The 18,879-nt window shown below is 47.5% G+C and carries 11 protein-coding genes; 6 read left to right on the top strand and 5 right to left on the bottom strand.

Features of this window, described 5'->3' with window-relative positions:
* Positions 1-63 precede the first annotated feature (63 nt).
* From ACXAFR_RS22310 to ACXAFR_RS22300, 3 genes are all read right to left on the bottom strand, one after another.
* Positions 64-666, bottom strand: coding sequence for a 4'-phosphopantetheinyl transferase family protein (locus ACXAFR_RS22310; RefSeq protein ID WP_475181138.1), 603 nt, complete (start codon positions 664-666; stop codon positions 64-66).
* A 122-nt stretch (positions 667-788) separates the two neighbouring features.
* Complete coding sequence (locus ACXAFR_RS22305; RefSeq protein ID WP_475181136.1) at positions 789-2,090, bottom strand: lysine N(6)-hydroxylase/L-ornithine N(5)-oxygenase family protein; 1,302 nt, start codon at positions 2,088-2,090, stop codon at positions 789-791.
* A 95-nt stretch (positions 2,091-2,185) separates the two neighbouring features.
* A complete protein-coding gene (locus ACXAFR_RS22300) occupies positions 2,186-3,532 on the bottom strand; it encodes a salicylate synthase (RefSeq protein WP_475181134.1) in 1,347 nt (448 codons plus the stop codon).
* 114 nt (positions 3,533-3,646) lie between these two features.
* Between ACXAFR_RS22300 and ACXAFR_RS22295 the strand changes: the two genes are divergently transcribed.
* Genes ACXAFR_RS22295 through ACXAFR_RS22270 form a run of 6 tightly spaced genes read left to right on the top strand, consistent with a single transcriptional unit; the run spans position 3,647 to position 16,163 of the window.
* Positions 3,647-9,664: an amino acid adenylation domain-containing protein gene (locus ACXAFR_RS22295; RefSeq protein WP_475181132.1), complete on the top strand. Its 6,018-nt coding sequence runs from the start codon at positions 3,647-3,649 to the stop codon at positions 9,662-9,664.
* On the top strand, positions 9,642-9,881 hold the full coding sequence (locus ACXAFR_RS22290) for an MbtH family protein (RefSeq protein ID WP_475181131.1): 240 nt from the start codon (positions 9,642-9,644) through the stop codon (positions 9,879-9,881). The genes ACXAFR_RS22295 and ACXAFR_RS22290 overlap by 23 nt, the downstream gene beginning before the upstream one ends.
* Complete coding sequence (locus tag ACXAFR_RS22285; RefSeq protein WP_475181130.1) at positions 9,881-11,587, top strand: non-ribosomal peptide synthetase; 1,707 nt, start codon at positions 9,881-9,883, stop codon at positions 11,585-11,587. The genes ACXAFR_RS22290 and ACXAFR_RS22285 overlap by 1 nt, the downstream gene beginning before the upstream one ends.
* Positions 11,588-11,602: 15 nt before the next feature.
* Positions 11,603-13,639, top strand: coding sequence for a condensation domain-containing protein (locus tag ACXAFR_RS22280; protein WP_475181128.1), 2,037 nt, complete (start codon positions 11,603-11,605; stop codon positions 13,637-13,639).
* Positions 13,636-15,336 (top strand): (2,3-dihydroxybenzoyl)adenylate synthase, encoded by a 1,701-nt coding sequence (locus ACXAFR_RS22275; protein ID WP_475181127.1) that lies wholly within the window; start codon positions 13,636-13,638, stop codon positions 15,334-15,336. Before ACXAFR_RS22280 ends, ACXAFR_RS22275 begins: the two co-directional genes overlap by 4 nt.
* 5 nt (positions 15,337-15,341) lie before the next feature.
* Positions 15,342-16,163: a class I SAM-dependent methyltransferase gene (locus ACXAFR_RS22270; protein WP_475181124.1), complete on the top strand. Its 822-nt coding sequence runs from the start codon at positions 15,342-15,344 to the stop codon at positions 16,161-16,163.
* Between the two features lie 75 nt (positions 16,164-16,238).
* Here ACXAFR_RS22270 and ACXAFR_RS22265 read toward each other — a convergent pair whose 3' ends face one another.
* Together ACXAFR_RS22265 and ACXAFR_RS22260 are read right to left on the bottom strand one after the other, a co-directional pair.
* Positions 16,239-16,688, bottom strand: a complete 450-nt coding sequence (locus tag ACXAFR_RS22265; RefSeq protein WP_475181123.1) for a hypothetical protein — start codon at positions 16,686-16,688, stop codon at positions 16,239-16,241.
* Between the two features lie 123 nt (positions 16,689-16,811).
* Positions 16,812-18,854, bottom strand: coding sequence for a TonB-dependent receptor (locus tag ACXAFR_RS22260; RefSeq protein WP_475181119.1), 2,043 nt, complete (start codon positions 18,852-18,854; stop codon positions 16,812-16,814).
* Positions 18,855-18,879: the final 25 nt, after the last annotated feature.

The raw sequence follows: 18,879 nt of genomic DNA, 5'->3' as shown, positions 1-18,879 counted from the left end.
ATAAACCGCATCGCTATTCAGTTGTCCGGTGAGATTCTAAATGTAGGAGTACCATTACTTTTTTTAAGCCTCAACAGCAACCATTGTCAGTATTCTATGCCTGAAAAAAGAGAATCGACCTGTTAGTAGACTGCCTTTAATCCAATTGCCACTTAAATCAACCGTTAGGCAAATTGTTGCTTGTCCGTTTGGATCCAAGTGAATAACCTCTGCATCATTAAAATAGAAATGAGTTTCAGTTATTGGAAATAAAGCCTTGAAAACGCTTTCTTTCAAAGAAAAAATCAGAGACGCTACCAAAGCAGGATGGAAATCATTCGAGGGCAACCACCTTTGCTGCTCACCCCGCGTCATCACAAGATCCATCAAATTGTCAGCATTCTGCACGTCGAGAACATTTTCTATGTCTATTCCAAGAGATTGATAGTCACGTAGACTTGATACCGCCGCGACTGCAATTCCGGCGCAGTGGCTGATGGATCCCGTGACATTTAAAGGCCACACTGGTTGGCCAGATGCCCCGATTTCAGGCACAGTATCAATCGACAGTAATTGATACAACGCATGACGAGCGCAAATCCGACCGGCGACGAATTCGGCTCGACGTTTTACAACGGCTGTATCGAGTATTGGAGGTATATCAATGCCATATCCGGATAAATTCAAATCCTCTTCCAGTGACGTAGTAAATTGCACTGTCGATAATTGAGTCTCTGGCCACAATGAGTCGGAGCTACTCGCCTGAAAATTATCTCGGAAAAAAACCGTCGTGGAATTGCCGAATGCCATTAATTAATTGCTTTCAATAGCGACAGACTCCTGTGCAAGTCCGTGACAATTTCTTCCGACCGAATGGCCAGCATCGACAGTAGCGTATCACTCAAACCATGGCTGTCCTCACAGTATCCCTGTAAGTAAATGGGAACCTGGAACTCCGGGTCAGCCTTTACACGGTAGCGACGATCGACTTCATATTTCCCAAGATATCCATTCAAAGAGCTCAGTAGTTTTCGATGGGCGTTTCTTTGATAACCGGTAGCAAGAATCACAAGATCATAGGTCTGTTTATCTACACTCCCTGTTGCCGAATTGTGCAACAGTAGATCTATACCGCCGTCTCCGGCTGAAATCTCCTGTATTTCCGTAGAAGATCGATACTGATGACGCGCTATCCCCGATACCTTTTGCTGATAGAGAATGTTATTAATTTGTTCAATCAGTATTTCGTCTACTGCCGCATAGTTGGTATGGCGATATTCAGAAAGTAGGTCCGATCGCTCTCCAGCTGTTTTTGCAAACATTACGTCGATCACCTGGGGATCAAATATCGTATTAACAAACGCACTAGAATCCGCTGGCTTGATTGCAAAACTGCGTACGATCAAATCGAGGTGGCATCCGGGGAACCGATCATTTAGATCTACAAAGGCTTCTGCAGCACTCTGCCCTCCTCCGACAATTGCAATGCGAGCATTTCCCTTTATATGCTCAGATACCTGATCCAAAGACTCAAGATATTGACTGTGATGAAAAATTCTTTGATCGTGTCGATATGGCTTGAACAACTCTGGAATGTTAGGAGTTCCGCCGGCTGCGACAACCAAAGAACGAGTTTCAGTGATACTGCTTGTGCCGTCGGTGTGTTTCGTATGAACGGCCAACGTACGGATGCCATCCGGCCCCTTTATAGGTTCAACATCTGTAACTTCTGTGCCGTAACGAATCCGTTGAGAAAATGACTCGGCAACCCAAGAGAGATACTGATTGAATTCTTGTCGGCTGGGATAAAACGTACTGAGATTAATAAAATCCGATAGCCGCTTGTGCTGGTGCAAAAAATTAATAAAGGAGTACGGGCTGGTCGGATTACGTAAGGTTACCAGATCTTTTAGAAAGGATACCTGAAGCTCACTTTGAGGCGTAATCGTATTGCCGTGCCACCGGTATTTAGCCTGCTTTTCAAAAAAGCAAGTCTGTAGTATTCCGTTTTCTTTTTGTTGCTCTTCAAGCGCTATGGCTAGCGCCAGATTCGAAGGACCACAGCCGACTCCGAGTAGGTCAAAACTTCTCTGACCAACCATTGCTTTCATGGGAGACTCCTAAAGTAACAAGGGGATTCATTACGACGTTAAAAGAATATACGCAGCGATATAAGAGGATTAACACACTACTCGCTATCCGACGGTTATTTTTTTTTGACGACCCAAGGTGCTATGCTGCTGAGCTTTTCTACGGTCTCGGTCAGTTCACGCTCTGCTATCGACTCCCCTACTATGCCTGCACCTGCTTGCAACCAATAAGCACCATCCTTGCCATACATACTCCTAAGAACCAATGCAGCATCCATTGCACCAGAATGATCTAATCGTAGAATCGCACCGGCATATATCCCTCGGCTGCTCAATTCGCGTTTCCGAATTTCCGTAAAGGCGGCAGTCTTTGGAATACCCGACGCCGTAACAGAAGGAAAAAGGGCTGCAAATGCGTCCCACGGAGTTTTATCCTGTCTTAATTCACCACATACGGTAGAGGCTAGATGTTGAACTGAACCACGTTCCTTACGCTCCATAAACTGTCGCACGGAAATCGTCGAGGGTTCACAGACCGCAGCCATTTCATTGAAGGATAACCTCACTGATATTGCGTGTTCATGGGTTTCTTTCGCGTCGCTATATAATTCATTAAAACGGGTCAGATCTTCTTCTGGAAGTCCATCTCGACGGCGTGTTCCTGCCAGAGGTTCAGTCGTAACCTGCCCTCTCTCATCGACAGAAAGTACGATTTCCGGACTAAACCCAACGGTTTCCCATCCACCTAAGTTGAGTAAAAACGATCGTGAAGGATCATTGTTTTGGCGTCCATATAGCCATGTTGAAACAAAATCGGGAGTAAAATCTAAAGGCAATTTTCGTGACAATATAACCTTGTCCAATTCCCCAGAGTTGATTGCACTAACCGACTCAATAACAGCATGCTTATAGTCTTCACTTCCAGAAATCGTTACGCCCGCAGATGAAAAATTCGAATAATCAGGCACCTGCGATAAAACGTCCGATACTTGTTTTTGCAAAGCCACATCGGTCGTTTCCATCATAAAGGTCTCTGCATTCAAAGAAACGGATAATTCTGGCTGGCTCAAAAACATTAATGGAGTCTGCCCTGCTTTTTCAGATTCAGTGAGAAGCTCTGGCGATTGCAATGCTTGAGCAAATTCGAAACATGCCCATCCACAGACCTGCCAGCGGCCGCTCCAAGACTGAAGCTCCGTCGCAATGGCCAAACATAAATCACGACCATGCAGTGCTTTTACGGTAACGTTGCCGCCTTCGTAAACCTCTAAGCGATCATTAAATACTGTCAGCGAGCGAATAGTGCCGCCTCCAAACCAACACTCTCCCTCTTTTTCGTAAACCATATAGCTGTTGAAGATTTTGCTTTCAGCTAACGCGGCTGCACGATAGTAAGCAAGCTGTTGATCTGCTGGGTAATGGGTCGGATAAGTAACTTCCGGCTCTACTGTCTCAGTCGTCATGTTTCGTACTCCATTATTTTGATCGTCGAATGTTCTAATGGTTTTAAGGCTTGTTACATAATATTGATAATGCTAATGTAAATTATTCTTATTTGGAAAAAAAGGGATTTTTGAATGTCAGCAGAAATGAAGCGAAAGATGTTGGCGCAGATTGCCTCTCGTAGGGGAATCAAAACGTCTACACATACGAATGCTGCGCCCATCCTACTTGAGCAATCTGTAGACGCTCATTCAAAGGATTTTCCGCTTTCCTATGCTCAAGAACGCATGTGGTTTTTACACCAGCTAGATCCAGCGGCATCAGCCTACAATGTCTGTGTTATCTGGCATTTAAAAGGATTTATCAACGCGGCTGCGTTACAGTTCAGCGCACATAAGCTCTGCCAAAGACACCATATTTTCCATGTCCTATACAGTATCAACGAACATGGTCATGCCAGACAAAAGTTGTCAGAAGAGCTTCCTCCAGAATGGTCGACAGCAGACTTATCAAGCCATATCGATGCAGAGAAAAAACATCGATTTGAACAGCTAGCACTTAAGGCCAGTACTGATGCGTTCGATCTCAGTCGTTGTACCACCCTACGTTTACAGCTCGTAAAGCTACAACAGGATCATCATGCCCTAATCATGGTTGGACAACATATTGTATGGGACGGTCCTTCGTTCGGCATATTTGCCAAGGAGCTGGCGGAAGTTTACAACCAACAAGTCCGGGGCGAGAGAGATACACGCGCTCCACTACCGACCCAGTACCAGGATTTCGCTAATTGGCATCGTAAATATTGGAATGCCCCCTCAGAAAAACGCGAAGAGCAACTGGCTTTTTGGGAAAAGGTATTGACCCCACTACCGGAAGCTTTAGATTTCCCTGCGGATTTCGAACGTCCAGTACCGCTTAGCGAGTCCGGTAGTTGGTACAGCGACCAATTGAATGAAGCAACAACGGCTTCCCTCATTACTCTTGCAGAAAGACATCAACTCACTGTTTTCGAAGTCGTTATTGCGGCGATAGCAGTACTGATGACCCGATTAAGTCACGCGGATGAAGTGACTATCGGTACGGTGGCATCCCACAGAATGCTCCCTGAACTTAATCAACTCATTGGTAACTTTGGAAATGTTATCCCTTTGCGGATTTTCGTCGATAATCGCCAGAGTTTTAATCATCTTTTAACCCATTGCGCAGAGCGTTGTCGATCAGCACTAGCAAATGCCGAGGTTCCTTTTGAGCACTTGCTAGAGCATCTACAGATTCCTCGAGGCGCGGATAAAAATCCACTACTGGATACAATGGTTACGTTTTTGAGCCAGGGAATGGATGCCCCAACGATGGATGGCCTGGATGTATCCTGGGAAAAGTTCTTCAACGGTACATCGCAAACTGACCTATCTTTTGATGCTCTGTTGAAAGACGGACATCTTCAACTCCAGGCGACTTGGCGAACGTCTCTTTACCGGCCAGAGACCATTCCTGCTCATGTTAGACGTTTAAAACGGATCCTATCGGACTGCCTGCAGTTTCCGGATCGTCCGTTGGCGCAATTAAGTCTGCTTTTACCAGAAGAAACGCCTTTACTCCATCAGTGGGGAACTAGAGACCCTCTGCCAGCAACAGCGAATAACCTGACAGATTGGTTTGAAGACACCGTTTCTCGATATCCGGATCGAATAGCGCTTGTAAACGCGCCAGAAAATAGCACGGCAGATTTTAAATCATACAAGCCGCCCACTTTTGACCAACTCAATTCACGTGCAAACCGTCTTGCCCATTGGCTGTGTTCACAACATTTAGGGCCTGAGAATAAAGTCGCCATTGCTCTGCCAAGAACTACAGATTGGTACGTAGCTATGCTAGCGACACTAAAGTGCGGAGCCGCATTTATCCCAATTGATCCAGATTATCCCGTTGACTATATCCAAAGAGTACTTGATCTGGCAAAGCCAGAACTGCTTTTCGTCGATGGTTCATCCTCTGGGATATTTGATAATCTCAGTAGAGATATCCCGCTCACAATTTTGCAAGAAGCTGAAATCTCTGCGCAAGAAAAAGGCCTGATCTCTAGAAATTTACAACAAAAGGACAGAGTCGCGTTTTTGCGTTCCTATCACCCTATTTGTATTGTTTTTACCTCTGGCTCCAGTGGCCAACCTAAAGGTGTCGTCGTTACTCACAAAGCAATGGTAAACCTTCTCGCGAGTCACCGCCAAGACCTATACCAAGAGGTGCTCAACAACACGGAGGATCGACAGTTTAATGTTGGCCATGCTTGGTCATTAGCGTTTGATGCGGCCTGGCAGCCAACACTCTGGTTGTTTGAAGGTCATCAAATTCATCTTTTTAGCACGGAAGTGATGCAAGATCCAATCGCCTTGGCCGTAGAGATTTTAAAACGCCGTCTCGACTTTATCGAATTAACGCCTGGTTTACTCAACGAAGTTCTTCCTTGGCTGAAATCTGGACTAACCGACGATCAAGGCAGATTTTTACCACCACACATTCCTGCGCTTTTGGGTTTTGGCGGCGAGTCCGTCAAACCGTTGCTATGGAAGGAACTCACCGAGCTCCCATCAACAGCTTGCTTTAATCTGTACGGACCAACTGAAGCCACCGTAGATGCCATGATCGCTAAAGCACACGCAGAGGATCCTGCAAACATTGGACGCCCTGTCGCTGGAGCGCAAGCACTGGTTTTAGACCATTGCTTACAAATGGCCGCGCCCGGGGTCGCCGGCGAACTCGCAATCGCCGGTAGAGGTCTTGCCAGAGGTTACCTAAAGCGCGGTGATCTTACCGCTAGCCAATTTGTTGCCAATCCCCATGGTAAGCCAGGAACACGACTATACCGGACTGGGGATAGAGTTAAATGGCTTGCCAATGGAATGATGCAGTATCTTGGCCGAATGGACGATCAAGTTAAAATTCGTGGGTTTAGAGTTGAGCCCCTCGATGTCGAGGCAAACATCGAAAAATTAATCAGACTTCCCTGTGCGGTCATCGCTCAGACAATGGAAACAGGAACGCAATTATTCTGTTTTGTCGAGTCACATCAACTCGAACAAGATTCATGGAGGCAGGTCTGTCGCTCAAATTTGCCAGCACACATGCAACCGCAAGCGTTCATACCTGTAAAAACCTTACCCAGACTACCCAACGGAAAAATTAATCGACAGGCACTCCAGGTACCGGACGAGCTTAGTAAACGGAAAGGAAGAGAGCCAACTACCCCGTTACAGAAACGCCTTTGTCGCTTAATGAGCGAGGTTCTTGGGGTCGAAACCATAACCATAGACGATGAATTCTTTGATCTCGGTGGCGACAGTATTTCTGTGGTTAAACTTGTCAGCCGTGCCCGTCGTGAAGAAATCGTCCTCTCTGCTCGGCAAGTATTTGATCATCGGACCGTATCGAGACTTGCTGAGTTACTTGAAACGCAGACAACATCGCCCCGCTCTTCAAAAATGCATGACGTCGGTGATAGGCTCTGCGCGCCGGTCACAGAGATGATGAACCATTATCTTTGTGCAGAGACACCTTTGCAGCGTTTTGCCCAAATAACTGACGTCAAATTGCCCTCGGGTATCGATCTAGCCGCACTGGAGACGATACTTAATGCCGTTATTGAACGTCACTCAATTCTAACCTGTCGATTACAGAAGGGCGATTCCGATCAATACCAACTGATTCCGACGGAGTTGAATTCATCCATCGATATCTTGTGCGTAGAGCCGCCCGAAAAAGATGATCTAATCGAGGCGCAAAGCTTAGCGAAAACACTTTGTCAAAAACTCTCTCCTGAGCAAGGATCTATGCTGTCGGCGGCATGGATTAAGCCAAATTTTGAAGATAAAGCTACTAGCGGAGGGAATCTTAGGCTTGCGATCCATCATTTGGCGATTGATGCCAGCTCCTGGCACATACTGGTTGGGGATCTCGCAATGGCTTGGCAGGCGTGGCAGAACCAATGCCAGATAACGCTGCCCCCTATTCCAACCGCGTGGTCTACCTGGGCTAGAGAAACGCAAAAAATCAATGAGAATGCATTGGATAGATCGTTTAATCATTCCGTGAAAGGCACATTGGCAAATATCACTCTCTGTCAGTACCCGATCGCAGAAGGACTCAGCCGACAGACTCTACAGCTTCAAGAAACCATTGGAGTTCCAATGGGTACAATATTACCGGTGTTAGCTGGTATCGCGCTTAGTAAATCTGATCCTTGTCAAAAATCAACGCCGGTATTGATAACGATCGAACACCATGGACGTGACGCTAAAGCAAATGAACAGGACCTCTCTCGTACCATTGGCTGGTTCGCAAGAGAAATATATCGCGCTATTGACGGAAAATTTGATGACGAGGTGTTACCAGCACTGATCGATGAACTGATCAGCGCTCATAATGATATCCAAGGGCAAATAGCGCAGGCAGGTACTGATCTAAATTTTCAATTTGAAGATCAGGTTAGGAGCATTAATTTTAATTTTCTGGGGGAAATCCACGACGGCTCGAATACGGCGGACTGGCATATGACTCCTCGCCTAGATTTGATACCGCACGCCTGTAGTACACACTGGCCGCTGTTACATGACATAAATATCAACGCCTATATCCTATCGGCAGGACAGAATCGGCAGCTGATTTTTGAAGCGATTTCACCCGCAAGTCAAGACTCAGAGGAACATCTCAAGATACTTTTTAGTAACTTGGCGACCTTACTAGAAAAAATAACGCGCTTTTGTGAAGAGCGTTTCATTCGGCGCGTGACGCCACTGCAACACCAAATGCTCAAGCACAGTGGTAAACCAGATAAAGGTTCGGCAGATCCCTGGACCAGTCAACTTGAGATGTGGGTGGAATCAACAGAAGATTCTCCGCTCACCGCAGATTATTTAAAGCATAGTGCTGATGCACTCATCCGCAAACACCCAGTCTTAAGAAGCGGCTTTTTGGCCGAATACGATCTGAGCTATTTTTTGTCGCCTAAAAACCAAAATCACGTGACCGCGGATTGGCAAGACGCCGACTTGTCCTTCCTGACTGTGCCGGAACAGTCTTTAAAACTAACTGAGATTAAACAGCGTTGGTTCAATCAGCCTTTCGATATTAGCAAACCAAATCTGTTGCGATTTATGGCCATTCGTTTGCAAACGCATCGCTGGTGTTTATTAATTAACTGCCATCACCTACTCCTCGATGGCTGGTCGGTCCCAATTATCATGAAAGACTGGCTCTTACCCGCGGGGAAAGGTGTTCCGAAAATAGAGACTGCCTCCCACTCAGGGTGGATTCAATATCTAACGTGGCTCCAAAATCAGCCCAGCAAACCAATAGCAGCCTACTGGAATAACGTTTTAGAAAGTTTAAGAAGCCCCACGATTCTGGCTCCTAAAAGAACCGTCCCCACACCAACACTCGATCTAACGGGCGACATTTCCAAACAGGATATAGATGCGTTAATACACACGTTAAAAAAACACAATATTATGCCGGCAGCACTGTATCAATGGGCTTGGGGGGCAACCATTCGGGACATCAGTCACCAGCAGGATGTTGTCTTTGGTATGTTTGAATCCGGTAGGTCCCTGCTGATACCGGCAATAGAGTCTGCCGTTGGCCTGGTTACCCAGTTGGTTCCTATACGGCTGTCACCCGTATCCGTGGCCCAAGAAAACCGGGTACAACTACTTCGACAAGTTCGCACGCTTCAAGACGCTCAACTTGAATGGCAATCACTTCCGCCAGTTCAATGGCAAAATCTGGACAAGGTGCGAGAATTTGGAGATCTATCAGACAGCTTGCTGGTTATCGAGAATGGGCTTGCTGGAGATCTGGATGCGGAACCTAAAACCCCTAAAATTCTTAGCAAAAACTGGCAAGATTCCATAGCGCAGTCTGTTGGGTTATTTGTATACCCGGATCAATCTGACCAGTATCCCTTTCTACGGCTCTGTTATGACCCTGGGTGTTTCACCCGAGCGCAGGCGGAACAGTACCTTATAAAGTTTACGGAAATTTTGTCCCAAGTAACTGCAATCTTGACGGAACCCAGCAACCCACACAACTTATATCCACGCGAACCAACCAAAATGACAGAGGAGGCTTTTCATGAGCAACAACCTGTTCGATAACGAGTCCGCTTACTTTCTCATTCTACAGAACGAAGATCGACAATATTCTATCTGGCCGCAAGCGCTTGCCGTTCCCCAGGGTTGGGATGTAAAAATCGAAGCGATGCCGCGACACAAATGTATGGAATGGCTTCAGGAAAACTGGTTAGATCTGCGACCAGCGTCACTGTTGGATGCAGAACAAATGGTTGATGTTCCTCACGGGGAAGCGTCGTAATGGCTCTAAAACACTGTTTATCTGAGCAGAGCTCACTTCATGGACGCTTTGAACGACAAGCAAAAGCGCACCCACACCGCGTTGCTATATCGTACGAAAGTCGCCAGCTTACATACCTACAACTTGACGAACTGGCAAACCAATATGCACAATTGCTTTTGCGCAGAGGCGTAAAATCCGGCCAGGTCGTTGCGTTATTGTTACCTAGGGGCATCGAGGTCGTTGCACAGATTATTGCCGTTACAAAAGTCGGCGGATGTTATCTACCTATCGATACGGACTATCCTCGAGAACGTATTTTGTGGTTATTAGAAGCCAGTCAAGCGGCAATTCTCATTAGCCATAGAGAAAAATATAAAAGTCTATTTGATACAGCAACGGCAATTTCGCCATTACCAAATGTGCTATTAATGGATGATCCTGTAACCAGAGAAGCTCTTTGCAGCTCTGGTACAGCCAAACCAGCGAGTCTGCCCTCGGCGACTGCCACCAACAGCGCGTATATTATTTTTACTTCAGGATCGACCGGCAAGCCTAAAGGTGTCATGGTCGGTCATCGACAGGTTTGTGAGTTGCTGGACGCGGTCATTCCTCAACTGCAAGTAGATCACAGTGATGTATGGAGTTTATTCCATTCACTCGCGTTCGATTTTTCCGTATGGGAGCTATGGGGGGCACTTACCACCGGCGCAAAGCTTTGCTTGATTCCAAAAGACACCGCTTGGTCTGTCGAACACTTTGCAAGACTTTTACGCCAGGAAGGGGTAACCATTCTCAATCAAACACCATCAGCATTCTATCGTCTGAGTCACTGGGAGCTGGAGAATAATTTTCCAGAAAAGCTTCCCGTGAAGGCCGTAATTTTTGGCGGTGAAGCGCTCAATCTAGAAGAAATAAAGCGATGGAGGTCGTGTTATCCCTTCAACACACCTCGACTCATCAATATGTACGGTATTACAGAAACTACCGTTCATGTCACCTGGCTCGAATTGACGCCGGACTATTTGAATCTGGCAGGTAGCCCAATTGGTGAACCGCTGACAAGCCTCCAGCTACACCTCCTTAACGACAGTTTGAAACCAGTAAATGATGGTGTCGTTGGTGAGATGTATGTATCTGGCGAACAATTAGCGGTGGGCTATTTAAACCGACCAGATTTGACTGCCAGTCGTTTTGTCGCCAATCCTTTTGATAAAGGCCGCCGCATGTACCGCTCTGGCGACCTTGCTGTCAGGAAAAATGGTCACTTGTTTTACCTGGGGAGAGCCGACCGCCAACTTAAAATACGCGGCTTCCGTATTGATCCAAGCGAAATCGAAGCGACAATCTCCCGTCATCCTTCGATAGCACAATGCGTTGTGATTGCTACTCCAGAACAACCTGGAATGATTAAAACGGGATTACTGGCGTTTCTAATAGCTGAGCAGGCATGTTCAAGTCCCCTTCTTACAACTGCGGAACTTAGACTGTTCTTAGCCCAACAACTTCCCCCTCAATGCTTGCCTTCAGACAGTCTGTATATTGACACTCTTCCGTTGACGGTAAATGGGAAATTAGACCAAGCAACTCTTCTAAGGCAATGGCAAGAACGTTTAAACAGTCATGTGAATCAAAGACGCACCGAATTATTTAAAGCGCGTTTAAAGGCCAAAAAGAGCAAGGTTGCCGCACCTAGGCTCACTTCCTGCACAGATCGCACCAATTAATAAGGAGAATCTGGAATGACGGACCGCACCACCCCAAAAACCTCTCTGATCAGTCACATCTTAGAGTTGGTAAGCAATAAAACAGGCACACCCTGTGATCAGCTTGAAGCAGATACTGATTTATTCGCCGCCGGATTGGATTCCATTACCCTAATGGCTTTGGTCGCATACTGGCAGAGCCTAGGACACGAGGTTAATTTTTCCAGCTTAGCAAAAACACCTACTGCGAATGATTGGGCCGCACTACTGAACAATGGTAATGCGAAAATTGTGTCGACTCTTCGGTCAAAGGAAGAGATTGTTGCAGCCCCATTGGCAAAACAATCTGCTCCTTTTCCATTAGCGCCCATGCAATATGCCTATTGGCTAGGAAGAGATGCCAGACAACCTTTAGGAGGTGTTTCAGCCCATCTCTACTGTGAATTTCAATCGTCCTCAGCGACAGCGACACCGCTGCAGTCCGAACGCCTATCCAAAGCGTTATCTCAGCTTCTACAACGTCACGCGTCACTACGGCTTACCGTTAATGCGGATGGTAAACAGCAGCACCTAGAATCGCCCGTAGTGACTAAGCTGATCGTTAATGATTGGCGAAAAATTAGCGATGATGCTTTACAGGAAAATCTTTCCGAATTGCGAAGGGACTGGTCGACACAAATTCTGGATGTCGATAACGGCACCGTGATGACGATAGCCATCAGCCTGATGCCCAATGATCATCATCGACTTCATTTGGATATTGATATGATGGCCGCAGATGCCGTCAGCTACCGCACTCTCCTGAAGGAGCTCGCTCAGCTTTGCGAAGACCCTGAATATCCCCTGCCTGAACTGCCTATCAGCTACCGCGACTGCCGGATACATATGGATCGACGCTGGAAATCCGTAGAGCAATCCTCTGGTGTTTGGTGGCAACAGCGTTTGGAATCACTTCCCGAGGGACCTGAACTGCCGTTGAAATCCACCTTCGGAGATCATCCCGTAACCCAGCGTCGACACTTTCAGTTTGTAGACTCGCTAAAAGATGCACTCTACGACAAAGCCCGCCGACATGGACTCACGCCAGCATCAGTACTGGCAACAGTCCTCGCAGAAACACTGGCGGGTTGGAGCAAGCAACCAGAATTTTTAATCAACGTTCCCCTCTTTTTGCGGCCACAAGGATCTCAGAATTTATCCAATATTGTGGGAGACTTTAGCAGTTCTGTAATGCTGCCAGTCGATATGACTGTCGCTCTTCCATTTGTTCGCCGAGCAAAAATCATTCAAGCAGAACTGCACGAGTGTGCTGCCCACGCTGACTACAACGGCGTACAGGTATTGCGTGATCTCGGTCGATTAAAAGGTCGTCAAGTCATTGCTCCGATTGTGTTTACCAGCGCGTTAAATCTGGGCGAATTATTCCATGACAGTGTTCGAAGAGTTTTCGGCGATCCCATATGGATAATCTCTCAAGGCCCCCAGGTTTTATTGGATACCCAGGTAACAGAACTCAATGGTGGCATTCTCATGAACTGGGATTGCCGAGAGGATGCCTTCATCGATGGCGTACTCGATGAAATGTTCCTCTATTTTAAAAACACCGTTCAAGAATTGGCAGCTGATGACGAGCTATGGCACCAGGCACTCGCAGATCGATTGCCTGAAAATCGGACTTTCTCGACGCGAGAAGTCCCGCTTCATGATATGTCCACCCAACGCGCCGATTGCGAGACGATTCGGAGCCCCAACAGTGCCATCGAAACTGTCGTAGCGTCAATCTGGGCGGAAGTTACAGGTGACCATTCAAACAATGTGAACAGAAATATATTTGCGGCAGGCGGTGACTCCGTCTTAGCTGGCAATCTGGTCACCCAATTGCGAGAGGTCTTTGGGGTTGATGCTTTAGACATGAAAGATCTGTTCAGTGCGCCGAGTATCGCCGGACTGGCAGCGTCGATTGAAGACTCTGGCGATCCGGTGGAGCTGAATCAAACAGCGGAAATTTACTGTGAGATTTTATCCATGGATGACGAGACCCTTTTAGCCAGCTTAGAGGAAACACAAGCATGAAAGACTCACATCCTCACTTTGACGGTCTTACCCCCTGGCCAGAAGAGATCGCCAAACAATACGTCGATGAGGGCCTCTGGGGTGATCAAAATCTCGCAGAATGGATAGCAACGCAACTTCAAGAAACCAATGATATCGAGTTATTTGAAGGCCCGGGAATAAACGGACAACACTGGCTAACACTGTCGGGCTTAGAGATAGATTCACAAAGTCGCCGTCTTGCCATGAGCTTTCTGTCGCTGGGGCTTTGCTCTGGAGACAAAGCCATCATGCAGATGGGAAATGACTTGGGGTTTTTACTGGTATTTTTTGCGCTTATACAGATTGGTGTCATTCCTGTGATGGCGCTACCGGCCCACGGTCGTAGAGAGATCGCGCGATTTGCTAAATTAACGAAGGCTAAAGCGTGGTTCGCTAGCTCCGCCGACGGAGGTACAGACATAGTGTCAATGGCAGATTATCTCCAAGAACATCTGCCTGAAGTTTCGCATAGAATCATTGATGTAACACAAACACGCTCTCACCTCAGTTTACAATCTTTACTGGCTTCTCAAAGTGTACTCGATTCGTCATCTCCTATGCCTGGGTGCGATATCGATCCGGCAGGCATTGCATTATTGCTTTGTTCCGGAGGATCTACAGGAATTCCCAAGTTAATTCCGCGCACCCATCGAGATTACATATTTAATGCTAAATCGAGCGCAGAGGTTTGTGAACTCAGCAAAAATGACGGCTATCTCGTGGCGTTACCGGCTGCCCATAACTTTCCACTCGCGTGCCCAGGTATTTTGGGGGCGCTCGCTGCCGGTTCCAAAATCGTTATGTGCCCTTCTCCCAGTCCTGAAACGGCGTTTCAGTGTATCGAACGCAGTGGCGCAACGGTTACAGCCCTGGTGCCGCCACTTGTCTCAGCCTGGCTGGAATACGCAGATTTGGTCACTCCGCCGCCCAGCAGTTTACGACTGTTACAAGCGGGAGGGGCTAAACTTGCGTCACATTCCGCCAAGCGCGTGAAACCTGAGCTTGGCTGTGAATTGCAACAAGTGTTTGGGATGGCTGAAGGATTACTGAATTTCACTCGCGCTAACGACCCTACACTTCTCGTGCATAGCTCTCAGGGTCGCCCCCTATGCCAGAGGGATGAAATCCTGGTTGTCGGAGATGATGGTCATCCCGTTCCCCAAGGGCAACGCGGTGAACTGTGGACACGCGGTCCCTATACGTTGCGCGGATACTATAGAGAAGATGCCGCCAATAGAAAGTCCTTCAGTGACGATGGATTTTATCGCAGCGGCGATCAAGTACGACAACTTCGTAGCGGCCATTTAGTCGTAGAGGGGCGCGTCAAAGAGGTGATCCGACGAGGCGCCGAAACTGTTCCAGTCGAAACGCTAGAATCTCTGATTATTACGCACCCAGACGTAGACGACGTTGCCATAGTTGGCCTCCCTAGTGAATCGTTAGGAGAGCAGACGTGCGCCGCAATTGTCGTCAAAAAAACACCAGGAACGTGTCCTCCAGATTTAATGAAGCTGCGCACATTTTTAATGGAGCTGGAAGTGGCTCGCTTCATGTTGCCAGACACCATTGAAATAGTGGACCAAATTCCCCTGACGGCCGTGGGTAAGGTAGCCCGTCAACAGTTGATCCGGCAGATACAACAACATCGTTCCAATCACTTACTTGCAGGAGCATAGCGTATATGAGTAATTCAGCTTTCAGAGAGAACGTAAACCAAGAACAAACCAAGTCGCCTCCTCATTGGTCGGCAGATGAATATGATGCAGGCAACGATGGCCAGTTTACAGCGGCAAGCGCTGCGCTGACTTCTGCGAATTTATGGCAGCCGCCTGCTGGTGGACGGTCAGCCGACATCGGTTGCGGCAGTGGTAAAATGGCGGAAGCCATGGCTTTGCAGGGCTGGCAGGTTTATGCCCAGGATGTTTCAGAATCCATGATTGAGGCGACTCGTGATCGCTGTAAAGGATTAACGGTCGAAGCCCATGCAGGAGATGCGGCGACATTACAATTGCCATTAGAGACATTTGATTTAGTTACTAGTTTTTGGATGATTCACTGGTTGAGCGATGCCGCGCCACTCTTGACTCAAATGGCAAATGCCGTAAAACCGGGAGGACATCTGGTTTTGCAATGGAGTTGCGGCCAACCCGAACTTGCAGGTTTTCGTTTAAAAGACACGATTCAGGAAGTTTTTGACCGTCCCCACTGGTCAGAGCGCCTAAAGTCTGCACCTCTGGCAATGCATCAGCATCCAGTGGAGAATGTTAGAGCTCTGCTTGAAAACTGTGGTTACGAAATTTTATCCGCACAAGAGCATATGATGGTTTCTGGAGGAGAAACACCTGAAAAATTAAAGCGCGCACTCCGCTCCGCTGCCTTTGCGGCACAAACTCGTATTCTTGGAAACGACGTTGATCAGTTGATTGATGAATGCTTGAAGCTCTTGGTAGAGCGCGATGCGTTGATAGTAGGAAACACGGAAATCATTGCAAGACGAAAATGAGCAAACGTTAAATATCATCGTTATGTCTTGGTTGTTCATCCAAGACATAACGATGCTCGTAACTAGCAGACCGAACTACTGAAAGCCCTGCAAGAAATCGCGTACTGCCATCACATTGTTGACCGGCTTCTTGCTCTGCTGATTGGCGCACTGGCTCAGCGCCTGTAAAGCGGCGTCGATGGAAGAAACGATCCCTCCAGGAATACCGAAAGCCGCTTGCACACTCATTTTTTTCATTCTCGGAAAATCGGACTCAGGCACGATGATATGCATAGAGAGAACTCTATCTTTGATCGCCTGCCCCGCCCCCTTTTCCATCCATTCCCGGGTGATCTTTCCCACTTTTTTAGGATTATGAAGAGAATCGCTGTCGTGAAAATATCGAATGACATGAAATTGGGTTGGCCGGGAAAACCACTCATCCCAGTGTTCAAGAGACTTTAGGTGGTGTTCCAAGGTCGGCTCGCCCGATGCGAGAATCATCGCTATCGGCCAGAGAGAATCTTCGTGATGGATGACCGACATGCTTAACCCCCTGTAGATTTACTTCGAAAATAACGACACGATAGAGCGTCAAACCAATCATCCGCTGGATTCATACGACCGATTAAGCCGTTGGGTAAATATAAGTTCCAGACGACCATAGAACTAGAACTCGAGCGTCACACCACCAAGCACTGTGCGAGGCTGAGTCAATACCGCCGTATCATCGTCGACCGAGCTGGTGGCTCCAGGATAAATCGCGACTTCATTATCGTCGTCAAATAAGTTGCTTACCCCAATATATACTTTAATTTCAGGGCGAATTTGATAAGTTGCGCTGGTATCGACGATCACTCTGGCGTCAGTCTTACCGTCAGGTCGATTATTAATGCTGGTATACCAACCATCGCTATAGCGAGCATTGGCGTTAAACACAAGTTTGTTAAACGTAATGTCCGTGCCGAGACTCATTGTTGCCTTCGGAGCCATAAACAATTCGTTACCTTCCAGGCCGGAATCAGAATAGTCTGTAATTTCTGTATCCAGCAGACCGATACCACCGTTGAGAGCAATAGAGTTGTTCAGTTGCCAGCGCAAATCCACTTCAACACCTTGCGTGACAACGCCCTCAGCATTTCGAACGACAAACGCTTCATCTCGGTTATCCTCTGGTGTCAGGTCAAAGGGCAACTGCATATCTTTGTAGCGAGAATAGAATATATTTTCGCTAACGCTCAAGTCACCATCAAACCATTGTTGTCTGCCGTACAATTCATACGATGTTACATATTCAGAATCGTACTCGTAGTTGACGACAGGAACGCCCGATACCAGTCCTGCCCCGCCAGCATTAAATCCTCGAGAGACCTGAAAACCATAAATTTGTGATTCGTCCAATTTATAATTGATACCGAATTTCGGCAGCCACGTTTGATAGGTTTCTTTCGAGGTAATATTGATGAACGAACGATCGTCATTGCCCCCATCGCGTTTATGACGTTCTCGCTGGTATCTTATTCCCATCGAAAGTTCAAAATCGTCACCGATAGGAATTGAGCCCTCAGTGTAGAATGCTCGGCTTACCGACCGATCTTCAAAGGTGCTTCTCATAACGAAATTAATCCATTCGTCCTGATCAGCATTGTACAGCCTGGCCCCAGCAACCCACTCACCGCCCCCGGCCATTTGATATCGAAGCCGCGATTCAAACACGCTCTCATCGGTTTCTACGCCAGCTGGCGATCCATCACTGGTGTGGGTGCGTTCAAACTCCGAATCGGTCTGCGACAGGTTTATTTCTAACGCCAGATCCCGTGTCAGATCGGTCGTCAAATCCCCTGAGATGGTACGCGTGGTGGTTGCATGAACAGGTTGTTCCGGCACGTTTGAACGCTTTTCATCGAACGGATACACGACAATCTCGCCGTTTGGCCCTTCGTATTCATGGCGAGTCACAATCAAGCGAGCACGTGTGCTGCTGGAGAGAGGCGCGTACAATAATTTTCCGCGGACGTTCTGGCCCGTTATGTCGCCAGGATGCTTCGCCTCAGGGTAGCCATCATAACTCACCTCAGATTCTCGCCCGAATTTATCGCCAGTAACACGCAACGAAAATGCATCGGAAAGTGGTTGGTTAACCATTGCGGACACTCGGTGGTGCTCGTTATTGCCGCCTTCCACGCGCAGCGATGCCTGGCGTACAGGTTCTGGGTCACGAGTTTCAACAATGACGGTGCCAGCAATGGAATTACGACCTGAAAGCGTGCTCTGAGGCCCTCTCAGAACCTCAATTCTCTCCAAATCCCAAACCCCAAAATCGCCGAAGACCACTTCGTTGTAATTGGCGGAGCGGCCGTCAATCTCCCAATTGATCCGTTGTCGGCTGCCGGCTAGAAACGCGTTAGCATTTTCGGCAGGGCCGGTGCCATCTACGCCCCTAATGGTTGGCGCTTTACCTGTACCAGTTACATCGGTGACATTGTTTGCTTTCGACAAAGCATCTTTAACCGATTTAATCTCCGTATGCTTTTCAAGTTCTTCTTCGTCGAAAATAACCACACTCTGGCCACTTTCTTCAATCGTTTTAGAGAGGATCTCTCCCTTAATTTTTAGAAGCGGCAGCTGAATTGGCTCCTCGTCTTGTGACCATGCGGGTAACACAACGAGTCCTGGCAAGGCGGTAAGCAGTAAAATAGGGGCTGATTTCAAAACTGTTCTTCTCCATAACTGTCCA

The sequence above is a fragment of the Pseudomaricurvus sp. ABR4_320 genome (assembly GCF_056159445.1).
This window is presented reverse-complemented; position numbering and strand designations above follow the sequence as displayed.